Origin of the sequence: Lonepinella sp. BR2357 (genome assembly GCF_051851525.1) — a bacterium.
In the GTDB taxonomy this organism is placed as follows: Bacteria; Pseudomonadota; Gammaproteobacteria; order Enterobacterales; family Pasteurellaceae; genus Lonepinella.
In genome coordinates this window covers 13,819-34,871 of record NZ_JBPDVG010000012.1, presented here as the reverse complement: position 1 = coordinate 34,871, position 21,053 = coordinate 13,819, and the positions used below count along the sequence as shown (strand labels likewise).

24 protein-coding genes are annotated in these 21,053 nt (G+C 42.3%); 14 read left to right on the top strand and 10 right to left on the bottom strand.

The annotated features are described in order from the left end of the window. Nucleotides 1-47 precede the first annotated feature (47 nt). Nucleotides 48-1,169 (top strand): AAA family ATPase, encoded by a 1,122-nt coding sequence (locus tag ACTG7L_RS09015; protein ID WP_439328251.1) that lies wholly within the window; start codon nucleotides 48-50, stop codon nucleotides 1,167-1,169. A 39-nt stretch (nucleotides 1,170-1,208) separates the two neighbouring features. Here ACTG7L_RS09015 and suhB read toward each other — a convergent pair whose 3' ends face one another. Beyond that, nucleotides 1,209-2,012, bottom strand: a complete 804-nt coding sequence (gene suhB / locus ACTG7L_RS09010; protein ID WP_439328250.1) for an inositol-1-monophosphatase — start codon at nucleotides 2,010-2,012, stop codon at nucleotides 1,209-1,211. A 187-nt stretch (nucleotides 2,013-2,199) separates the two neighbouring features. Here suhB and trmJ point away from each other — a divergent pair, with 187 nt between their 5' ends. The 10 genes from trmJ to iscX all read left to right on the top strand — a co-directional run bounded on the left by trmJ (nucleotide 2,200) and on the right by iscX (nucleotide 9,234). Further along, nucleotides 2,200-2,946, top strand: coding sequence for a tRNA (cytosine(32)/uridine(32)-2'-O)-methyltransferase TrmJ (gene trmJ, locus ACTG7L_RS09005; RefSeq protein ID WP_439258433.1), 747 nt, complete (start codon nucleotides 2,200-2,202; stop codon nucleotides 2,944-2,946). Between the two features lie 71 nt (nucleotides 2,947-3,017). After that, on the top strand, nucleotides 3,018-3,482 hold the full coding sequence (iscR, locus tag ACTG7L_RS09000) for a Fe-S cluster assembly transcriptional regulator IscR (protein WP_439242973.1): 465 nt from the start codon (nucleotides 3,018-3,020) through the stop codon (nucleotides 3,480-3,482). Between the two features lie 32 nt (nucleotides 3,483-3,514). Beyond that, a complete protein-coding gene (locus tag ACTG7L_RS08995; protein WP_439328249.1) occupies nucleotides 3,515-4,729 on the top strand; it encodes an IscS subfamily cysteine desulfurase in 1,215 nt (404 codons plus the stop codon). A 19-nt stretch (nucleotides 4,730-4,748) separates the two neighbouring features. Next, nucleotides 4,749-5,132, top strand: coding sequence for a Fe-S cluster assembly scaffold IscU (gene iscU / locus ACTG7L_RS08990; protein WP_439258408.1), 384 nt, complete (start codon nucleotides 4,749-4,751; stop codon nucleotides 5,130-5,132). A 169-nt stretch (nucleotides 5,133-5,301) separates the two neighbouring features. Beyond that, a complete protein-coding gene (gene iscA / locus ACTG7L_RS08985) occupies nucleotides 5,302-5,625 on the top strand; it encodes an iron-sulfur cluster assembly protein IscA (protein ID WP_439242967.1) in 324 nt (107 codons plus the stop codon). 14 nt (nucleotides 5,626-5,639) lie between these two features. After that, on the top strand, nucleotides 5,640-6,155 hold the full coding sequence (gene hscB / locus ACTG7L_RS08980) for a Fe-S protein assembly co-chaperone HscB (protein WP_439328248.1): 516 nt from the start codon (nucleotides 5,640-5,642) through the stop codon (nucleotides 6,153-6,155). A gap of 10 nt (nucleotides 6,156-6,165) precedes the next feature. Beyond that, entirely contained in the window at nucleotides 6,166-6,810 is a 645-nt protein-coding gene (locus tag ACTG7L_RS08975) for a hypothetical protein (RefSeq protein WP_439328247.1), read from the top strand. Between the two features lie 10 nt (nucleotides 6,811-6,820). Beyond that, on the top strand, nucleotides 6,821-8,668 hold the full coding sequence (gene hscA, locus ACTG7L_RS08970; protein WP_439328246.1) for a Fe-S protein assembly chaperone HscA: 1,848 nt from the start codon (nucleotides 6,821-6,823) through the stop codon (nucleotides 8,666-8,668). A gap of 30 nt (nucleotides 8,669-8,698) precedes the next feature. Continuing rightward, nucleotides 8,699-9,040: an ISC system 2Fe-2S type ferredoxin gene (gene fdx, locus ACTG7L_RS08965; protein ID WP_439242959.1), complete on the top strand. Its 342-nt coding sequence runs from the start codon at nucleotides 8,699-8,701 to the stop codon at nucleotides 9,038-9,040. After that, nucleotides 9,040-9,234, top strand: a complete 195-nt coding sequence (gene iscX, locus ACTG7L_RS08960; protein ID WP_439328245.1) for a Fe-S cluster assembly protein IscX — start codon at nucleotides 9,040-9,042, stop codon at nucleotides 9,232-9,234. Before fdx ends, iscX begins: the two co-directional genes overlap by 1 nt. Before the next feature lie 38 nt (nucleotides 9,235-9,272). Here the strand turns inward: iscX and ACTG7L_RS08955 are convergent, their stop codons facing one another. From ACTG7L_RS08955 to cysS, 3 genes are all read right to left on the bottom strand, one after another. Beyond that, nucleotides 9,273-10,013: an HAD-IIB family hydrolase gene (locus ACTG7L_RS08955; protein WP_439328244.1), complete on the bottom strand. Its 741-nt coding sequence runs from the start codon at nucleotides 10,011-10,013 to the stop codon at nucleotides 9,273-9,275. 59 nt (nucleotides 10,014-10,072) lie between these two features. Then, a complete protein-coding gene (locus ACTG7L_RS08950; protein ID WP_439328243.1) occupies nucleotides 10,073-11,638 on the bottom strand; it encodes a subtype B tannase in 1,566 nt (521 codons plus the stop codon). Nucleotides 11,639-11,714: 76 nt separating this feature from the next. Then, entirely contained in the window at nucleotides 11,715-13,094 is a 1,380-nt protein-coding gene (gene cysS, locus ACTG7L_RS08945) for a cysteine--tRNA ligase (protein ID WP_439328242.1), read from the bottom strand. A 120-nt stretch (nucleotides 13,095-13,214) separates the two neighbouring features. Between cysS and ACTG7L_RS08940 the strand changes: the two genes are divergently transcribed. Next, nucleotides 13,215-13,724: a peptidylprolyl isomerase gene (locus ACTG7L_RS08940; protein WP_439256554.1), complete on the top strand. Its 510-nt coding sequence runs from the start codon at nucleotides 13,215-13,217 to the stop codon at nucleotides 13,722-13,724. A 54-nt stretch (nucleotides 13,725-13,778) separates the two neighbouring features. Further along, a complete protein-coding gene (locus tag ACTG7L_RS08935) occupies nucleotides 13,779-14,564 on the top strand; it encodes a TatD family hydrolase (protein WP_439328241.1) in 786 nt (261 codons plus the stop codon). A gap of 68 nt (nucleotides 14,565-14,632) precedes the next feature. Here ACTG7L_RS08935 and ACTG7L_RS08930 read toward each other — a convergent pair whose 3' ends face one another. From ACTG7L_RS08930 to rluD, 5 genes are all read right to left on the bottom strand, one after another. Then, the gene (locus tag ACTG7L_RS08930; RefSeq protein WP_439328240.1) at nucleotides 14,633-15,229 is read right to left on the bottom strand and encodes a hypothetical protein; all 597 of its coding nucleotides are present in this window, start codon (nucleotides 15,227-15,229) and stop codon (nucleotides 14,633-14,635) included. Between the two features lie 133 nt (nucleotides 15,230-15,362). Then, nucleotides 15,363-16,292 (bottom strand): tRNA dihydrouridine(16) synthase DusC, encoded by a 930-nt coding sequence (dusC, locus tag ACTG7L_RS08925; RefSeq protein WP_439328239.1) that lies wholly within the window; start codon nucleotides 16,290-16,292, stop codon nucleotides 15,363-15,365. Between the two features lie 11 nt (nucleotides 16,293-16,303). After that, nucleotides 16,304-17,191: a co-chaperone DjlA gene (gene djlA, locus ACTG7L_RS08920; protein ID WP_439328238.1), complete on the bottom strand. Its 888-nt coding sequence runs from the start codon at nucleotides 17,189-17,191 to the stop codon at nucleotides 16,304-16,306. Between the two features lie 98 nt (nucleotides 17,192-17,289). Further along, nucleotides 17,290-18,048 carry a peptidoglycan editing factor PgeF gene (gene pgeF / locus ACTG7L_RS08915; RefSeq protein WP_439328237.1) on the bottom strand — a complete coding sequence of 253 codons (759 nt, stop codon included), beginning with the start codon at nucleotides 18,046-18,048 and terminating at the stop codon, nucleotides 17,290-17,292. A 2-nt stretch (nucleotides 18,049-18,050) separates the two neighbouring features. Continuing rightward, entirely contained in the window at nucleotides 18,051-19,037 is a 987-nt protein-coding gene (rluD, locus tag ACTG7L_RS08910; protein WP_439328236.1) for a 23S rRNA pseudouridine(1911/1915/1917) synthase RluD, read from the bottom strand. Between the two features lie 109 nt (nucleotides 19,038-19,146). On the opposite strand from rluD, the gene ACTG7L_RS08905 reads away from it, so the two are divergent. Next, nucleotides 19,147-19,977: an outer membrane protein assembly factor BamD gene (locus tag ACTG7L_RS08905; protein WP_439328235.1), complete on the top strand. Its 831-nt coding sequence runs from the start codon at nucleotides 19,147-19,149 to the stop codon at nucleotides 19,975-19,977. A 90-nt stretch (nucleotides 19,978-20,067) separates the two neighbouring features. On the opposite strand, the gene ACTG7L_RS08900 is transcribed toward ACTG7L_RS08905, so the two are convergent. Further along, nucleotides 20,068-20,991, bottom strand: coding sequence for a DMT family transporter (locus tag ACTG7L_RS08900; RefSeq protein WP_439328234.1), 924 nt, complete (start codon nucleotides 20,989-20,991; stop codon nucleotides 20,068-20,070). Nucleotides 20,992-21,053: the final 62 nt, after the last annotated feature.

Sequence of the window (21,053 nt, the reverse complement as noted above, 5' to 3'; positions counted from 1 at the left end):
AGTATAATTATATACGTGAAGTATAATTTTGTATAAAGGTATATAAAATGAGCAATATAACCAAGGATCCTCTCTATTATCCACGAACAGAACTGGCAGAACGTTTAGTGGTGAGTTTGAAAGATGGTATTAGCCATGCTTTGACATTGTTTGCTCCACGTCGTATGGGCAAAACACAATTTTTATTACAGGATATTAAACCCTTAGCGGAAAAAATGGGGTTTCACGTTTGCTATTTTAGTTTTATGGATACATTTATTTCTGGAGATAACCAAGCTCAGGGAACGGATATTCAGCAAGCCTTTTGTCAGGCATTATCCACTTTTCTAACTAAAACAGTACAAGCTAAGCTAAACAAAGCGTTGGGAAAAATTAAAACCGTTGAAATTGCAGGGATGGTTGGTGTAGGTTTAGACAATGGAAAATTACCGGTGCAAACAAGCCCAAGTCGTCTATTGCAAGAAATTGCCGAAACCAGTCAGAAACCTGTCTTAATGCTGTTTGATGAAATCCAAGAATTGGCTAGAATTAAGGGAATGCAAGCCTTAGTGAAATCTTTGCGTACAGGGCTTGATATGTATCAATCTAAAATTAAAGTAATTTTTACTGGATCAAGCACAAATGGTTTACGTACGATGTTTAATGACAGTAAAGCACCGTTCTTTCATTTTGCACATGCACTCAATTTTCCCAATCTTGGTCGTGATTTTACTGACTTTTTAGCGAATATTTATCAGCAACGAGTTGGAAAAGGATTAGATAAAGCGGTATTTTTTACGATTTTTCAACGATTAAATTATACGCCATTATATATGCGGACGATTACACAGAATTTGATTATCGATCCTGAGCTTTCTTTAGAACAAGCCGTACAAAAGACCTTAGATGAAATAGGCTTTCAAAATGAGAATGTACAACAATGGCAACAGCTTAGTGAGCTTGAGAGACAGATTTTACGTTTGATCGCTCAAGGAAAAAGTGCATTGTACAGCCAAGACACTCGTCAACAATTAGCAAATTTGTTGGGCGTTGAACAAATAAGTAGCAGTACAATTCAAGGTAAAATGAAAAAACTTGAACGAGCGGATTTGATCACTCGGGGTGTGGGAGATGAATTAAAGATTAATCAACCGCAGTTTCAAACGTGGTTAATAGAAAATAAAATTTAAAAAAGGGGCTAACGCCCCTTTTTCATATTACAACAGATATTACTCTTTAAACGCATCCCCTAAACAAGGCTGAATTTTAGTCAAAATTTCTTTCACCACACGAGGGTGAGCTGCGACAATATGACCGTCTTTTAAATAATCATGTCCGCCATTAAAATCACAAACTAAGCCACCCGCCTCACGAACGACCAATTCACCTGCGGCAATATCCCAAGGTTTTAAACCCATTTCAAAGAAACCATCAACACGGTTGGCAGCGGTGTAGCACAAATCTAAGGCGGCAGAGCCTGTGCGACGGAAATCAGCAGCATCGGTGATTAAGGCATTCATCATGGCCATGTGAATTGGCATCAGTTTGGCTTGTTTGAATGGGAAACCAGTGGCTAGTACGGTGCCTTTCATATCACGGCGGTCTGCAACACGTAAACGAATATCGTTTAATTTTGCTCCCTCGCCACGTACCGCAGTAAATAATTCATTTTTGATTGGGTCATAAACCACGCCCACTTCAGTGCGACCTTTGACACGAATAGCGATAGACACGGCAAAATGTGGGAAACCCTTGATAAAGTTGGTGGTGCCGTCTAATGGATCGATTACCCATTGCGTATCACGGTCGTTACCGGCTAACACGCCTGATTCTTCGGTGATAATACTGTGATCAGGGTAGGAGGCACGAATGGTTTCAATCACGGCGGCCTCGGCCGCTTTATCTACGTTGGTCACGTAGTCATAGTTGCCTTTAACTTGGGTTTCAATATCCGCACGGTTTTCATAACTTTTTGCGATAACATTGCCTGCTTTTCGTGCAGCACGAATTGCGATATTTAACATTGGGTTCATAAGAATATCCATTAGAGATTGTGAAAAGAACAATGGCAAAGCGTATTTTGCGTTTTGCCTTAAACTGCGGTGCATTATAGTGAATTTTTTGAGCCGTTTCCACTATTAAAAATATTTTCTAAAACCTACTAATAAATAGGGATATTGTGCTAAAATAAGCAACAAATTTAATTTGAATATCGCAACTATGTTAGACAACATCCGCATTGTATTAATCGAAACCTCCCATTCTGGCAATATTGGCTCGGCGGCTCGGGCCATGAAAACCATGGGCTTGCGTGAGTTGTATTTGGTTTCGCCGAAACAAGGTATTGATGAACAGGCAATAGCTTTGTCCGCAGGGGCGGAGGATGTGGTGAAAAATGCGGTGGTGGTTGAGCGTTTTGAGCAAGCGGTGGGCGATTGTTCGCTGTTGATTGGCACCAGTGCCAGACTCCGCCATTTGCAGAATAGTTTAATTGAACCTCGTCAATGCGGTGAGATTGCCATGCAAGCCACGAAGTGCGGTGAAAAAGTGGCGATTATTTTCGGTCGTGAGCGAGTGGGGTTAACCAATGATGAACTCTTGAAATGCCGTTATCATTTAACTATTCCGGCGAATCCTGATTATTCTTCGCTCAATTTAGCCATGGCGGTGCAGTTGGTGTGTTATGAATTACGTATGGCGTTTTTGTCGCAAACTGCACAGGAAATGCCTGTTACTCCCATAGAAAATACCGTTAAAAACACCGCACTTTTAGCCACGACACAACAATTAGAATACTTTTTTGAACATACGGAACGCCTTTATCAATCTTTAGGTTTTATTCAAAATCAAGGTGTTATGCCGAAATTAAGGCGTTTGTATCAACGTGCTGAAGTGGAGCAAAATGAGTTAAATATTTTGCGTGGTATGTTAACTGCGGTGGAAAAACGCTTAGATTTTCATAAGTAATAATAGTTGACTATTTTACTAGGTTAAGTAAACTATTCACATTGATTTTTAGGATAAGAAGAGAGAGAAAGATGAAATTAACTTCCAAAGGACGTTATGCCGTGACGGCCATTTTAGATATTGCACTAAATGGTCAGGAAAATCCGGTGACATTGTCTGACATTTCTGAACGGCAAAGTATTTCCCTTTCTTATTTGGAGCAGCTTTTTGCTAAATTACGCCGACATGGCTTAGTGAAAAGCGTGCGTGGGCCAGGTGGTGGCTATCAATTAGGACTGCCGACACAAGATATTTCCATTGGTATGATTATTTCGGCGGTGAATGAAAATATTTCCGTGACGAAATGTCTAGGTCAAGGGAATTGTCATGACGGGCATGAATGTTTAACCCATTCTTTATGGGAAGAATTAAGCCAACGGATTGAGAGTTTTTTAGATCAAATCACCTTGGCAGAACTGGTTAATAAGCAGAGTACGAAAGCACGTACTCATCAAACACATCAAGATTTTGATAATCTTTTAGTCGTCAATAGCTAGCTATAAATATAGCATTTTTAGGAGTGAATTTAATGAAATTACCAATTTATTTGGACTATGCAGCAACCTGTCCAGTAGATGAACGTGTGGCAAAAAAAATGATGGAATTTTTAACCATTGATGGTAACTTTGGTAACCCAGCCTCTCGTTCACACAAATTTGGTTGGCAAGCGGAAGAGGCGGTGGATATCGCACGTAATCAAATTGCGGATTTAATCGGTGCAGACAGCCGTGAAATCGTGTTTACTTCGGGGGCAACCGAGGCGGATAACTTGGCCATTAAAGGGGCTGCACATTTCTATCAAACCAAAGGCAAGCACATTATTACTTGCAAAACTGAGCATAAAGCGGTGTTAGATACTTGTCGTCAGTTGGAGCGTGAGGGCTTTGAAGTCACGTATTTAGATCCGAAAGCGGACGGTTTAATCGATCTTGACGTGTTTAAAGCGACACTTCGTCCAGATACGATTTTAGTTTCGATTATGCACGCCAACAACGAAATCGGGGTGATTCAAGATATTAAAGCCATTGGTGAACTTTGTCGTGCCAATAAAACCATTTTCCATACCGACGCCACGCAAAGCGTGGGTAAAGTTGAGATTAATTTAGCGGAATTACCGGTAGATTTACTGTCTATGTCAAGCCACAAATTATATGGGCCAAAAGGGATTGGGGCATTATATGTACGTCGTAAACCACGTATTCGTTTAGAGGCGATTATTCACGGTGGTGGCCATGAGCGTGGTATGCGTTCAGGTACGTTACCTGTGCATCAAATCGTCGGTATGGGTGAGGCTTATCGTATTTGTAAAGAAGAAATGGCAACTGAAATGCCACGCTTAAAAGCCTTACGTGACCGTTTATACAATGGCTTAAAAGGCATTGAAGAAACCTATGTGAACGGTTCTATGGAACACCGTTTAGACAACAATTTAAACATCAGCTTTAACTATGTTGAGGGTGAAAGTTTAATGATGGCATTGCGTGATATTGCGGTGTCTTCTGGTTCTGCTTGTACCTCAGCGAGCCTTGAACCGTCTTATGTGTTGCGTTCTTTAGGCTTAAATGATGAATTAGCTCACAGCTCAATTCGTTTCACCTTAGGCCGTTATACGACGGAAGAAGAAATTGATTACACCATTAGCCTAATGCAAGGTGCGGTGCAAAAATTAAGAGATTTATCACCACTTTGGGATTTATTCAAAGAGGGTATTGATTTAAACACCATTGAGTGGTCAGCTCACTAATTTTATAAGGAACAAGAAAATGGCATACAGTGAAAAATTATTAGATCATTATGAAAATCCACGCAATGTGGGTGCTATGGATAAAAAATCTGCTGACGTGGGTACAGGCATGGTCGGGGCACCGGCTTGTGGTGACGTAATGCAGTTACAAATTAAAGTCGGCGACAATGGCATTATTGAAGATGCGAAATTCAAAACCTATGGCTGCGGTTCAGCGATTGCCTCTAGCTCATTAATTACCGAATGGGTCAAAGGCAAATCTTTAGACGAGGCTGGAGCAATTAAAAACAGCCAAATTGCCGAAGAATTAGAGTTACCACCGGTAAAAGTGCATTGCTCAATTCTTGCGGAAGATGCGATTAAAGCCGCCATTGCGGATTATAAAGCGAAACAAGCGAAGTAATTAATTCCCTCTCCTCATAAAATCCCCTCTCCCTCTGGAAGAGGGCTAGGGTGAGGGTAATAGTTTTGGTGAGGGAACACGAGATTGACCCTCACCTCCCGAAAATCTTTCAGATTTTCTCCATCCTCTCCCACAGGGAGAGGCTGTATTCTTTTATTGGGAGCATATAATGGCAGTCACATTAACGCCAAGTGCCGCTCATCGTGTTAGCACTTTTTTACAAAATCGTGGCAAAGGTATTGGTTTACGTTTAGGCATTAAAACATCAGGCTGTTCTGGATTAGCTTATGTGTTAGAATTTGTGGATAGCCTAAATGAAGATGATCATGTGTTTGAATATGACGGTGTAAAAGTGATCGTGGATACCAAAAGCCTGGTGTATTTAGACGGTACAGAACTGGATTTTGTGAAAGAGGGCTTAAACGAGGGCTTTAAATTCAACAACCCAAATGTCAAAGATCAATGTGGTTGTGGTGAAAGTTTTAACGTATAAATAAGATAAATTTTATGACAAATCCCTTTTCCCTATTTAATTTACCCGTACAATTTGCCGTGGATATGGCCTTATTGTCCGAGCGTTTTTTGCAGTTACAAAAGCAATTTCATCCCGATAATTTTGCTACCCAATCCGTACAAGATCAGCGTTTGGCGATGCAACAATCGGCAGAAATTAATGATGCCTTAAAAACCCTTAAAGATCCGATTTTGCGTGCTGAGGCGATTATTCAAATTCACACAGGCGAAGTACAGGATCTAGAGCAAAAAAGTACGCAAGATATTGCTTTTTTAATGCAACAATTACAATGGCGTGAACAGTTAGACGAGATAGAAACGCAACAAAATCACACCGCACTTGATGAATTTCGTGGTGAGATTGAGACGGAACAAAAAACGCTGTTGCAACAAATTGAAACTGAACTAGCCGAGCAAAATTGGTCAGCCGCACAAATGACGGCAGATAAATTACGTTTTGTGAAAAAACTGATTGAACAGATTGAAAACGTAGAAGAAAAATTGTTTTAGGGGACAGAGCATGAAGTTAAGCCACTTATTCGTTGTTGCAGTCATGTTATTGACGACTTCTTTGTCTTTTGCTCAAACCGCTTACGGAACCGATCCCCTAAAAGAAATACAAACGAATGAGAGTTATATTTATACGAGTAATTCACCCAAATCGAAAGGCTTAACATTGTCATTAAGATTGCCGAATAGTTGGATCGGGCAAGAGGCGAGACGTTCCAATATTGTGCAAAAATTTCAAAGCAAATATGGCAAAGAAGCCCAAGTGATGTTGATGGTAAAAGATTTACCAGAGGAAATTCGGGGTGTTTCAAAGGCTGAATGGCGAGAATATTTATCAGATGCCAATGAAAGACGTGATTTTGCAGAGGCTATGCTCGAAGATTATAATGGCGTTTATCTCGGGAGTGGCGTGATAACGCTTGAAGGATTTCCAGGTTTTTGGCTTAGGAATCAGGTTAATGCAGAGCGATTAGATAATAATTTTGGTATGGAAAATATTACTTATTTTATCTTCACTCAAGATAAAATGGTGGCGATTCAAGGTATGGTCATGACATCTTTCAATGGAACATCAACCGGTGCTTCATTTGAAACCTATCGCCCATTATTTAATGTTATCGCAGATAGTTTGATGATCGAAAATTTATATAAATAAGAAGATAAACATGGCATTATTACAAATTGCTGAACCCGGCCAAATGGCCGCACCGCACCAACATAAATTGGCGGTGGGCATTGATTTAGGCACCACAAATTCCTTGGTTGCCTCGGTGCGTAGTGGGACGGCGGATATTTTATTAGACGAACAAGGGCAAGCCTTAACCCCATCTATTGTGCATTATGCGGAAAATAACGTTGTGGTGGGTCATGATGCTGGGGCGTTAGCGAGCCAAGATCCGCAACATACGATTATTTCTGTTAAACGCTTAATCGGACGAAGTTTAACAGATGTGCAACAGCGTTATCCAAATTTGCCTTATCAATTTCAGGCGACGGAAAACGGTTTACCATTAATTCAAACGCCACAAGGTAACGTCAGTCCAGTTGAAGTATCTAGCGAAATTCTGAAAAAATTAACCGCACTTGGGGAACAAACGCTAGGCGGTGAACTGTCTGGTGCGGTGATTACGGTACCTGCTTATTTTGATGATGCCCAACGTCAAAGCACCAAAGATGCAGCGAAATTGGCTGGCTTGAATGTGTTACGTTTGTTAAACGAACCAACAGCCGCAGCCATTGCTTATGGCTTGGATAGTGGCCAAGAGGGGGTGATTGCAGTCTATGATTTAGGCGGTGGCACCTTTGATATTTCCATTTTGCGTCTATCTAAAGGTGTGTTTGAAGTGTTGGCGACAGGTGGCGATACCGCTTTGGGCGGAGATGATTTCGATCATTTAATTGCAGATTGGATCATTAGCCAATCAGGACAGTCCCCTGAAAATGCACAACAACAACGTGAATTGATTGAGATGTCAAATGACATCAAAGTGTTTTTATCCCAAGAACAAGAGGTGGAGATTGCTTGGCAAGGTTGGCAAGGCAGCATTAGTCGAGCGCAGTTTAATCAATTAATTCAGCCTTTGGTAAAACGTTCTTTAATGGCTTGTCGTCGAGCGTTAAAAGACGCCAATATTACCGCCGAAGAAGTACGAGAAGTGGTGATGGTGGGCGGTTCGACACGAGTGCCGTTTGTGCGTGAAGAAGTGGGCGTATTCTTTGGGAAAATGCCGTTAACCTCTATCGATCCTGACAAAGTGGTGGCCTTGGGGGCAGCGATTCAAGCGGATATTTTGGTGGGCAATAAACCGGATGCGGATATGTTGTTATTAGACGTGATTCCGCTTTCTTTGGGGATTGAAACCATGGGCGGTTTAGTGGAAAAAATTATTCCACGTAACACCACGATTCCTGTGGCTCGTGCTCAGGAATTTACCACGTTCAAAGACGGTCAGACCGCCATGTCAGTGCATATTGTGCAAGGCGAACGTGAAATGGTGGAAGATTGCCGTTCATTAGCTCGCTTTACGCTACGTGGTATTCCCGCCATGGCAGCCGGTGCGGCACATATTCGTGTAACTTATCAAGTGGATGCCGACGGCTTGTTAAGTGTGACCGCCATGGAAAAATCCACTGGCGTGCAGTCGTCTATCCAAGTGAAACCGTCCTATGGTTTAACCGATGATGAGATTACGAATATGCTTAAATCTTCCATGGAAAATGCGAAACAGGATATTGATGCACGCTTATTAGCCGAACAACGTGTCGAGGCACGTCGAGTGATGGAAGCCGTGTTAACCGCCTTGGAAAATGACCAAGATTTACTGAACGCAGATGAACTCAGTGCGGTGAAAAATGCCTTAGTTTCGTTAGACAATTTACAGCAAGGCACTGACACCTTAGCCATTAAACAAGGGATTAAGGATTTAGATCAGGCGACGCAAGAATTTGCGGCACGCCGAATGGATAAATCCATCCAAAAAGCCTTAAAAGGGCAATCAGTCAATAATTTATAGTATTTACGAATTTACAATAGGAAAGAAAATATGCCAAAAGTTGTGTTTTTACCCCATGAAGAATTTTGCCCCGAGGGTATGGTGATTGACGCCAAAAAAGGGGATAACTTGTTAGATCTTGCACATGATCATGATGTGGAAATTCATCATGCTTGTGACGGTTCTTGTGCTTGTACCACCTGTCACGTGGTGATCCGTGAGGGGTATGACAGTTTAAACGAAAGTTCTGACCAAGAAGAGGATATGTTGGATAAAGCCTGGGGCTTAGAAATTGAAAGCCGTTTATCTTGTCAATGTATCGTGGGTGATGAAGATTTAGTGGTGGAAATTCCAAAATATAACCTGAACCACGCAAATGAGGCGGCGCACTAATGAAATGGACAGATGTACAAGCCATTGCCGAGGCATTATATGACCGTGATCCTGATCTAGATCCTAAGACCGTACGTTTTACCGATATGCACCAATGGATTTGTGAATTGGAAGATTTTGATGATAATCCAGAGGCCAGTAATGAGAAAATCCTAGAGGGGATTTTATTGGCTTGGTTGGATGAGTTTGAGTAAACAAAAAAAAGTCGCTTGAGGGCGACTTTTTATATGCTTTAAAGAAAATGTGTACGAATAAATTCAGCAACCAAATCCACATCATCAACATAATAGTCAGCGTGAAATTCGGATTTCTCCCCTAAATAAACAGAGGTTTTGGCGTGTTGTAGCATTAAAAAGTCATTGAAATCATTACCAAATGCTACATAGTCTTGTTCTCCAATTAACTGCTTTAGCGTATGATATTTATTGTTACCTTTAGGGGTAATATCAAAGAAACATTCTTTTTTATGAATATGAAAGCTAATATTCTCGGTATTAAATTGATCATAAATTGCTTGTTGAGGGTGATCCAACAGCACCAAAATTTTACTCACTCCCTCATTTATTAACGCTTGTTCGCTGACTTGCTCATTGCTTAATGACGCAATATATTGATGAAAATCATGAGGTTGTTCAGATAAGGAAAACGCCCATTTGCCATCAAGAACATAGGCTAACTTTAATTGTTTTAATGTGGTTAAACAATTTTCCACATAATCTTGTGCTAACAATTTGGTTAAAATAAAGGTGTCTTGCTGATACGCCATGCCACCATTGCACCCGACTAAAGTCGTGTTTTTATGTGAGGTGAGGTCAGTCGGCAACACGGGCAACATATCCCGAATAGGTCTGGCGGAGGCAAAAATGACCGAGTGATTTTTGAGTAAGTCCGCAATAGCATCAGAGATGGCATCACTGACTTTTAAGCCATTTTTGGAAATCGTGCCGTCAATATCAAAAACAAAAGTTGTCATATTGTTCTCACAAAAAAAGATCCCCTCAAAGATAGGGTTGAGGGGATGGCGTTTATCATCTACTTAGCAATTCCATCAATCCAATCAAACAATTCCGCTAAATCATAATCGCCCGCATGGCCCACGCCCCAAGGTAAAGCGTAGTCGACATTTTTGCCTGACATGCGCAATTTCACCGCAAGCATGGCGGAAATGGCATGGGAGGTGTCGTAGTCCTCGGAGCCGACACGAATACGCCAATGTGGCGCGGCTTTGCTGTTATCGGTGTAGTTCATGGCGTTGAGTAATTTGATGTTTTCGGCATCCGCCATGCCACCGTTGACGGTGCTGTGTTTTAAACTGTATGGCGTAAAGTGTAAGGCTTGCACGGTGGCAGTGCCAAATTCATCATTTTCGCCAGAACTTAAATCTAATGCGTCAAAGGCTGGCGGGGATTTCATGCGTTTTTTGTTGGTGACAAATTCGGCTAGATTCACTGCACTGACGTTTTCATTGGTATAGCTTAGGCCTTTATATTTGGCCATAAAGGCTTTTTTCTCTTCTTCGGTTAAGCCTGTTAACGCCTGATTAGCGGATTGTACTAAGGCATTTTCGACGTAATGACGGAATGTGCCGTTGCCCGCTTTATCTAAGGTTAATGCTTTGCCGTCGCTATCTTTTAGTTGCAAGCTGTTAAGATAATCGGGAAATTGCGCTTTTAATTGATCGGAAATGTTAATTTGATCTGCGGTTAATTCGCCCTCAACCACTGCTTGTTTCATGGAGCGGTCATTAAAACTTTTGGCGTCCAATTTGCTCATATCCATACGGCTATACTGGTGTAATCCGTTGAATTCCCATTCATAGGCGGCATCCGCATGTTCTAAATTGGTAATTGGGCAATAGGCGGATACCGCAAAGATGGCATCACTGGCATTGACAGCGCCCATGTCTTTTAATAAGCGGTTGTAATCTGCACTGTCGCCACTGGCACCGAGTAATGCGGACATGGCCCCGCCAGCACTGGTGCCGTTTGAGATAATTTTATTGGCGTCACCTGGCATATTGGCGTCGTTGGCGTGTAAATAACGTACTGCAGATTTCAAATCTACAATCACAGTTGGGGCTTTGCCCGTATAGGTGTCGCCTTGTTTGAGTGTACGTCCACGGGCCCCGACGCTTGCTACCACATAACCACGTTCAAGGGCTTGTAAAATCGTGCTGGTTTTGCCACCGTGACCGGCTTGGCTTGCTGCGGCTGCCATGGCCGGCATGTAACCACCGATAGAGTTAGGTAAGAATATCGGGGCGGTTTTGGCGTTGTAGCCATTAATGTCTTTGCCTTGATAATATTCTTCTGGCACATAGAAATTTAAGGTTTGGTAGTCTGGTTCCACAGGATTGGCCACATACACAATTTTTTCGTAGGCACGGTAAATAATGTCTTTACCATTCACGGTGGCGGTTGCCGTGGTGTAATGGGTGCCGTCGAATTCAAGGTTGTAACCCTTGTCAGTTTTATTGGCATAAGGTAAATCGGCCAATGGATTTTTTTGTGCTGGTGGCGCCGCAAAAACTTGCGTGGCTAAACTGCCAGCGACTAAACTGCCGGCGAAAAGTGTGGTGCTAATTTTTGATAATTTCATGATGTTCTCCGAGTAGAAAAAAGACGTAAAATGTTGTCGTTTTCGACCGCACTTTACGCCTCGAGTTCAATTTAGTTTAGGCTTTTCGCCACGTGGTACCGTTTGCCCCATCTTCCAACACCACGCCCATGGCGGTTAAAGCATTGCGGGCAGCGTCAGCAGTAGGCCAATCTTTGGCGGCACGGGCATCATTGCGTTGTTTGATTAAGGCTTCAATTTTAGTCACTTCATCATCCGCATTATCCCCTTGTAAAAAGAGGGCGGGATCCTGTTGTAATAATCCTAATACGCCGGCCAGTTGTTTTAATCGGCTCGCCAGTTGATTCGCTTGCGCCAGATTTTCGGTTTTTAATTTATTGATTTCACGGGCTAATTCAAATAAGACGGCCAATGCACCGGGGGTATTAAAGTCATCATTCATTGCCTCTTTAAACGCAACAACATACTGATCTTCGGTTTCCAAGCTGAGATCGGTTTCACAGCCACGTAAGGCGGTATAAAGGCGTTCTAAGGCTTTGCGTGCCAAGCCAATATTTTCTTCGCTGTAATCTAAAAGACTACGATATTGCGCTGTTAAGAAGAAATAACGCACACTTTCGCTGTCGTATTTGCTTAAAATATCTCGAATAGTGAAGAAGTTATTGAGGGATTTTGACATTTTTTCTTCATTAATTGTCAACATACCCGTATGTAGCCAATAATTCACATAGTCACCATCATGGGCGCAGCAAGATTGCGCAATTTCATTTTCATGGTGTGGGAACATTAAATCCGAACCGCCCCCGTGAATATCAAAATGATGACCCAATTCTTTGCTGTTCATGGCGGAACATTCAATATGCCAACCGGGGCGACCTTTCCCCCATGGACTTTCCCAACTCGGTTCGTTGGGTTTCGACATTTTCCATAACACAAAATCCATGGGATTACGTTTCACCGATTTTATCTCCACTCTGGCACCGGCTTGTAATTGTTCCAAATTTTGGCGAGATAAACGCCCGTATTGCTGAAAACTTTCCACATCAAACATGACATCACCATCTTCGGCCACATAAGCATGTTGGCGTTCAATCAGACTTTGCACCATGGCAATAATTTCGCTGATATGTTGCGTGGCTCGAGGCTCAATATCAGGGCGTAAAATGTTTAACGCATCAAAATCTTGGTGCATTTCCTTGATCATCCGTGCGACCAATTCATCACAAGTTTCATTATTTTCTAAGGCACGTTTAATGATTTTGTCGTCGACATCAGTGATGTTGCGCACATAACGCACATCATAGCCCAAATAGCGTAAATAACGCACAATCACATCAAAGGACACAAAGGTACGACCATGTCCAAAATGGCATAGATCGTAAACTGTCACGCCACATACATACATGCCGATTTTATTCGGATTGATGGGTTTAAATTGTTCTTTTTCTCGAGTGAGGGTATTGAAAATTTTTAACATATTATTTCCTATATACTCTCCCAAGGGGAGAGGGGACTTATTTTTAGGTTAAGCATAGCACTAGACGGCATTTTATGGAATAATGCTCCAACAAAATATTTACTTAACAAGGAAAACACAATGATTACATTACATACTAATTTCGGCGACATTAAAATTGCGTTAAATTTTGAAAAAGCACCGATCACGGCCAAAAACTTTGAAGATTACTGCAAATCTGGTTTCTATAATAACACAATTTTCCACCGTGTGATTGATGGTTTTATGATTCAAGGCGGTGGCATGGAAAGCGGTTTACGTGAAAAAGCCACCAATGCGCCGATTAAAAATGAAGCCAATAACCGTTTAAGCAATAAACGTGGCACCTTGGCCATGGCACGTACTAGCGATCCGCATTCCGCCAGTTCACAATTTTTTATTAACGTGGCGGATAATACGTTCTTAGATTACCGTTCAAAAGAAATGTTTGGCAAAGAAGTGGTACAAGAATGGGGTTATGCGGTATTTGGTGAAGTGGTTGAGGGCATGGACGTGGTGGATAAAATCAAAGGCGTCAAAACGGGCAATGCGGGTTTTCACCAAGATGTGCCGAAAGAAGATGTGGTGATTACGTCGGTGACCGTAGAATAAGGTAGGTAGGGCGGAGCAATGTATCCGCCCGTTATTTTGGGGATTTTGTAAACGATGTTTTTTGACACCCACACTCACCTTGATTATTTGCAGCAAGACACCGGCGAAACATTATCGCAGTTGGTGAAGAATGCGCAACAGGCGGGCGTGCAAAAAATCCTGATGGTGGCAGTATCACAACAGAATTTCGAAACTCTTGAAAAAATTACCTCACTTTTTCCTGATAACCTTTATTATGGTTTAGGGTTACATCCCTTATATATTCAACAACATCAGCATGTTGATTTAGATTTATTACATCAGCAACTTAGCCAACCAGCAAAAAACTTAACGGCCGTGGCGGAAATTGGGTTAGAGCGAGCCGTGCCAGAATTAATTGAGGATCCCTTATGGCGTAAGCAATGCGATTTTTTAGAGGCACAATTACAGCTTGCTAAGCAGTATCAGTTACCGGTGAATTTACACAGTCGCAAAGCACATGATCAACTTTTCTCTTTTTTGAAACGTATTCAACTGCCAAAGTGCGGGGTGATTCATGGCTTTGCGGGCAGTTACACGCAAGCCAAGCGCTTTGTGGATCTCGGTTATAAAATCGGTGTGGGCGGTACGATTACCTATGCCCGAGCCAACAAAACTCGCCAAACGATTGCCAAATTGCCCCTTGATGCGTTGTTATTAGAAACTGACAGCCCTGATATGCCCGTGTTTGGGTATCAAGGCCAACCGAATCGTCCAGAAAGAATTTTATCCATTTTTACCGCACTTTGTGCGCTTCGGCAAGAATCGCCAGAACAAATTGAGCGGCAAATCTGGGCGCAGTCAATGATGTTATTCAGTTAGCGCTTGTTGGCGTAAAAACAAAAAAGTCAGATCCATTGATCTGACTTTTTGAATTGAATGAATCACGACTATTTTTGTGCCGGTTGTTCTTGCGCAGGCTGGGCTGGTTTTGGTGCAAGAATTTGGGTTAATTTTTCACGAATTTGTTGTACTTCTTGGGAATTTGCTGCCAATCGTTGATATTTTGCATTTAATGCTTTTTTGTCATCTTCTGATGGTGCTTTGCCTTGAGCCAATAAACCAACAGTACTATTGACGAAATCTAGCGAAATGACTAAATTTTCTTTAAATTTTTCTTTAATAAATTTAACTTGCTCATTTTTGATATCAAGTTTATCTACGTTAGTTAAAGATTCGGCTACTTTGTCGCCTAATTGTTTAAGAGCAGCATTGATTTTGTTTGGATCTTTGCTTTCTTTTGCTGTGTTTAACGCTTCTTGTGGTTCAGCGAATAAGCTAACGAGTTGAGCATCCCAATTTAATAATGCTTTAAATTCTGCAATATTTTGTTGATCAACGGTGATGGTGACTTGCTTGTTTTGAGTATTTTGTTGAGAGCTAATCTGTGGTTGAGATGCTTCAGGCGCTTTTTCTGCTGGTTTATCACAAGCGGTTAATAATAAGGCGAGTAATGATACCGCGCTGAGTTTTGTAAATTTGTTCATTAAAAATAATCCTATAAAATGTAGAAATGCTAATTGACCGTAGCCAGTTTAATAAGACAGGCATTATAAACGTTTGTTCCAACCCTGGTTGTTAATCGCTTGCTTTTTAATCAATATTTCTTTGATTTGGTTGTTATTTGTTCAAATTCTGGCGTAAATCCACCGCACTTTGGCAGGTTTTGATTTGCTCAAAACATGGGTTGGCTTCGGGGTATTCTTTTTTCAAATATTGCAACCATTGTTTAATTCGTGCCATATGATAGAAACCTGTGTCATATTGGTTTTCTGTTTGGGCATATTTTTGCAACATTGACATGATTTCTTGCCAGCCTAATTTGGCTTGATTATGTTTTAGTACTAAACTTAAATTTGGAATAGTTAACGCTCCACGCCCAATCATGACATCTTGACAACCGGTAATGGCAAGACAACGTTGAGCGTCTTGATAACGCCAAATTTCACCATTGGCAATCACGGGAATACGCAATTTTGCCCGAACTTCACCGATTTTTTGCCAATTAATCCGATCGGCACGGTAGCCATCCGCTTTGGTGCGGCCATGAATGGTGATTTCCGTGGCGCCCCCTTGTTGTACCGCCTCTGCAATTTCTAGGGCTTGAGAAATATCGTCCCAACCTAACCGCACTTTTACGCTGACAGGCAAATGGCATGGTACAGCTTGGCGTAAGGCAAGCGTCGCTTGATAAATCAATTCCGGATTTTTCAGCAAACTGGCGCCACCATGGCTACCATTAACGGTTTTTGACGGGCAACCACAATTTAAATCAATGCCATGAGAGCCTAATTCTATGGCCCGATTGGCATTTTCGGCTAACCATTGTGGGTGTTGACCGAGTAATTGCACCCGCACGGGTGTGCCTGATGGCGTATATCCCTGATGAGACAATTCGGGGGCAAGACGATAAAATACTTTGCTAGGTAATAACTGATCAACGACCCGCACAAATTCAGAAATGCACAGATCATACTCATTAATTTCAGTGAGTAATTGGCGTACAAAAGGATCCAGTACGCCTTGCATTGGGGCTAAAATAACACGCAAATGAAAAAGCCTTACTTCCAGCCTTTCGCCTTACAAATCAAATCATAAGCGGCTTGAATTTGTTGTGCTTTTTCTTTGGCCATTTCAAGCATTTCTTTTGGTAACCCTTTTGACACCAATTTATCGGGGTGATTTTCGTTCATTAAACGGCGATAGGCACGTTTAATGGTTTGTTGATCGTCAGAGGCGTTGACCCCGAGTACTTTATAGGCATCTTCCACTGTTGGGCCAGATTGATAGCCGTAATTTCCTCGTTGGTAACTGCCTTGTTGTTGATAGCCACCCTGATATTGTTGTTGCTGTTGTTGATATCGCTGATAGGCTTGTTGATAGAAACCACCATTGGAGAACTGGCGACGGGCCAATTCCATCATTATCATTTGCTCAAACTGCATGGAGGACAAGCCCAGCTCTTCCGCTACAATGCGCAATACTTCTTTTTCATTTTGGTGTAATTCGTCGTCAGCGAAAGCGGTTTGCACTTGAATGCTGAGGAACATCCGCAAGAGATCTGCCCGTTGACCACAACCTAAGCGAAATTCACGGATCACCTGACGTAATGGAAAATCAGCTTCTTTACCTCGATTAAAGGCTTGTTGAGCCAGTTTGCGGTTGGCCTCATCAAGTTGTAATTGCCCCATCACGTTGGTGGCTAACTGAATATCTTCTTGCGTGACTTGGCCTTTGGATTTGCTTAAATGCCCCATCACCGCAAAGGTGGTTTGCATAAATAAGGCTTGGCGAGTGATTTTCTTACCAAAAAAAGATGAACTCACGGTGCCTAATTCATATAATTTTTTCTCTGCCCAATGGCCTACCACGGCACCGGCAATCCCGCCGAACACGCCAGCTAATCTATAACCAATCAAAAAACCTAACAGTTTACCGATAAAATTCATTGTGATATGTTTTCCTTAATAAAGCGTACCAAAAGTGCGGTGATTTTTTGATTAGATGGTGATTTCTGGCAAAAATTCAACCGCACTTTATGATTTTTTTATTCAAACCAAATCAAACTGGCCATTCGTCCTGTTTGACCGTCACGGCGATAAGAGAAAAAATCCTCCGCTTGCCGATACGTACAATATTCACCGCCATAAATGTGCGTGATACCTAATTTCTGTAAGCGTTGTGTGGCTAATTGATACAGATTGCCATAATATTTCCCATTATTCACGGGATCAGGAGTAAACGCTGATAAGGCATTAGGATCCTGTGCCACAAATTGCTCCACCACTTCTTGCCCCACCTGAAAGGCGGTTGGGCCTATGGCGGGGGCGAACCAAGCCATCATCTCCGTTGGCGACGCTTGAAAATAGCTGATTGTTTGTTCCAAAATCCCGTCACATAAGCCTCGCCAACCCGCATGGGCGGCGGCCACTTCGTCACCTTGTCGGGTGCAAAATAACACCGGCAAGCAATCTGCGGTCATGACCAAGCATACTTGATTTTTTTCTCGGGTATATACCGCATCCGCCTTGATATCGTCACCCGCATAAGGCAACTGAATCACCCTTGTGCTATGGGTTTGCGTTAAAAACAGCGGAAACTGTGGCAGGCCTAACTGCTCGGTTAATAAAAGTCGATTATTTTGCACCGCAGTTTTATCGTCTCCCACATGATCGCCGAGATTAAAGCTGTCATAAGGTGGTAAACTCACACCGCCTTGACGAGTGGTGCTAAAGGCTTTCACGCCATGAGGTGTGTCCCAATCTGGCGAAAGTGCGGTGATTTTTGGTGAGATTTTTTGCGTCATGATTAATAATCCAATTCATCTTTATGCAACTGATAATCCGCTTTCAGGGCATTGATCAATTCCACAAAATCCTCTGGCAACGGTGCGTGCCATTCCATGGTTTCACGGGTGATCGGATGTTCTAAGCGTAACATCACCGCATGCAAGGCTTGACGCTGAAAATGGCGCAATACCGCACTAAATGCTTCCGTAGCATTTTTCGGTGGACGAGGGCGACCGCCATAGGTTTGATCGCCTAATAACGGGTGAGCAATATGCGCCATATGCACCCGAATTTGATGGGTGCGACCGGTTTCTAAGCGCAAGCGTAAACGAGTGTAATTGCGAAAATGCTCCATAATCCGATAATGGGTCACCGCCGGTTTGCCCATGGGGTGAACGGCCATTAACGTGCGTTTGGTGGCATGGCGAGCCATAGGTTGATCCACTTTTCCCCCTTTGGTCATCACCCCAAAGGCCACCGCCTCATATTCTCGGGTAATTTTACGTTTCTGCAAATCCCGTACCAACTGAGTTTGGGCGGGAATGGTTTTGGCCACCACCATAAGCCCTGTGGTATCTTTATCCAAACGGTGAACAATGCCTGCCCGTGGCACTTCCGCAATAGCTGGATAATGATAGAGTAGTGCATTTAACACCGTACCATTTGGATTGCCCGCCCCAGGGTGAACCACAAAATCTTTTGGCTTATTGATCACCAAAATATCATCATCTTCATATACAATATCTAACGGCAAATTTTCTGGCGTATAATGGGTTTCATCTTCCACTTCCACACAAATTTCAACTTGCTCACCGCCTAACAACTTATGTCGTGGCACATTTAATAACTGGCCATTGACACGCACTAAATCGGCCTCAATCCAAGTTTTTAAGCGTGAACGTGAATAATCGGGGAACAATTCCGCCAAGGTTTGGTCTAAACGTTGTCCCATTTGCTCGGGCTGCACTTCTGCCGAGAGCGTAATTTGTTTGGTATTTTGTGCCATAAAGAATAAAATTCCGTGAATTATTTTGTAATGTCAGATAGAATATGACGGAGATAACAGATATTGTACCTTAAGATGACATTTTTACATAGAAAAGGATTAATAGGCTATGCGTAAATTAAAATCGCTCACACTTATTGCATTAACGGCGTTAGCCATTTCAGCCTGTTCCAGCAACAAAGCGGTGGAACAAGCCTCCGAACAAGAGTTATTTAATATAGCACAAACCCATACTCAAGAGGGGAGCTATAGCGATGCAATGCGCTATTTTGATGCGTTAGATACTCGTTTCCCCGGTAGCACTTATAGCGAACAAGCGAAACTCAATATTATTTATGCCGCCTATAAAACCCAAGATTACACCAAAGCCATTACCACCGCTGACAGTTTCTTGCGTACATTCCCAAACAGCCAACATGTGGATTACGCCTTATATATGGTGGGTTTAACCAATACTTCCATGGGCGATAACTTTATGCAAGATTTCTTTGGTATCGACCGTGCCACCCGTGAAAGCACCTCCATGAAAACGGCCTTTAGTAACTTCCAAACCTTGGTCACGCATTTCCCAAACAGTCCATACACACCGGATGCCTTAGCACGTATGGCCTATATTAAAGATCATCTGGCTCGTCACGAATTAGAAATTGCCCGATTCTACACCGAACGCAAGGCTTGGGTGGCCGTGGCCAACCGTGTAACGGGAATGTTGAAAACCTACCCAGATACCCAATCCACTTTAGAGGCCTTGCCATTAATGCAAAATGCCTATCACGAATTGGGATTAACACAGCTTGAACAGCAAGCTGCAACATTGGTGAAAGCCAATGAGGGCAAACAAATTCAGCAAGCGAAGAAACCAGATGAACCGTTTTTGAGTATTCCATCTTGGATGAAGTTTTGGGATAAGAAAGATGATGCTGGTGTCGTAACGCAATAAGCCAACAGCTTATTGTTTATAAAATCCGTCTAAAAACACCGCACTTTTTTAGTTGGTTTACCCACATTCAATAAAGTGCGGTGATTTTTTTTAATATAATCGAATAATGGCAATGCCAGTGAGTAACAGCGCTAATCCAATAAATTGTATAAGCTGTAATGGCTTTTTCACTGCGCCTAATATACCGAAGTGGTCAATACATTGGCTACCAATAATCATACCGGCTAAGGCAAAGATCACCGTTTGACCGGTGCCCAATTCTGGCACTAACAACACGTTACCAAACACAAACAATGCCCCTAGTGAACCGCCAAACCACACCCAAATAGGGAGTTTGGCTTTTGCCGCTTGATGTAAGGCAGGCAAAATAGGTTGACGTTGTGCGTTAATAAACAGGAATAAACAGAGGGTTCCCACTGCAAAAGAGATCAGGGCAGAGAGTAATGGTGAATGTAATTCATGGCCTAAGGCACCATTGATAGCGGTTTGCATAGCGCCCATGCCACCTGCCACAATCCCGATAATTCGCCATAACCAAAGGGAGGACGTCATCTGCGGTGTGTGAGATATTTTAGGGCGACGCACGACCAGAAAAATACCGCTTAACAATAAAATTGCCCCCAATAAACGGCTTAAACTAAAGGCGTATTGTGGGGTATGAAATAAACCAAAGTGATCGATAATCAGGCCCATGGACACTTGCCCGAGAATCACCATAATTACCGTTTGCACACCGCCTAAATGAGGAAATAGCAAAATATTGGTGGTCAACGCAATGGTGCCTAAAAAACCACCAAGCCACATCCAAAGGGGCGTATCGGCGAGGGTTTGGGTATCAACGAGAAAAGATTGAGCACTCAGCAAGCCAAAACAAAACAAGCAAAGGGTACCCACTAAAAAAGAAATATTAGAGGCAATAAAAGGCGATCCTACGGCAAGGCGTAATTTGGCATTGATCGCCGTTTGTAATGCAATGCCTGCCCCAATGAATAAGGCAAAACTAATCCACAACATGATGTCATCCTGATCTTGGTTAAATGAAATGATAAGATTATTTTACTGCGAAAAAGAAAAAA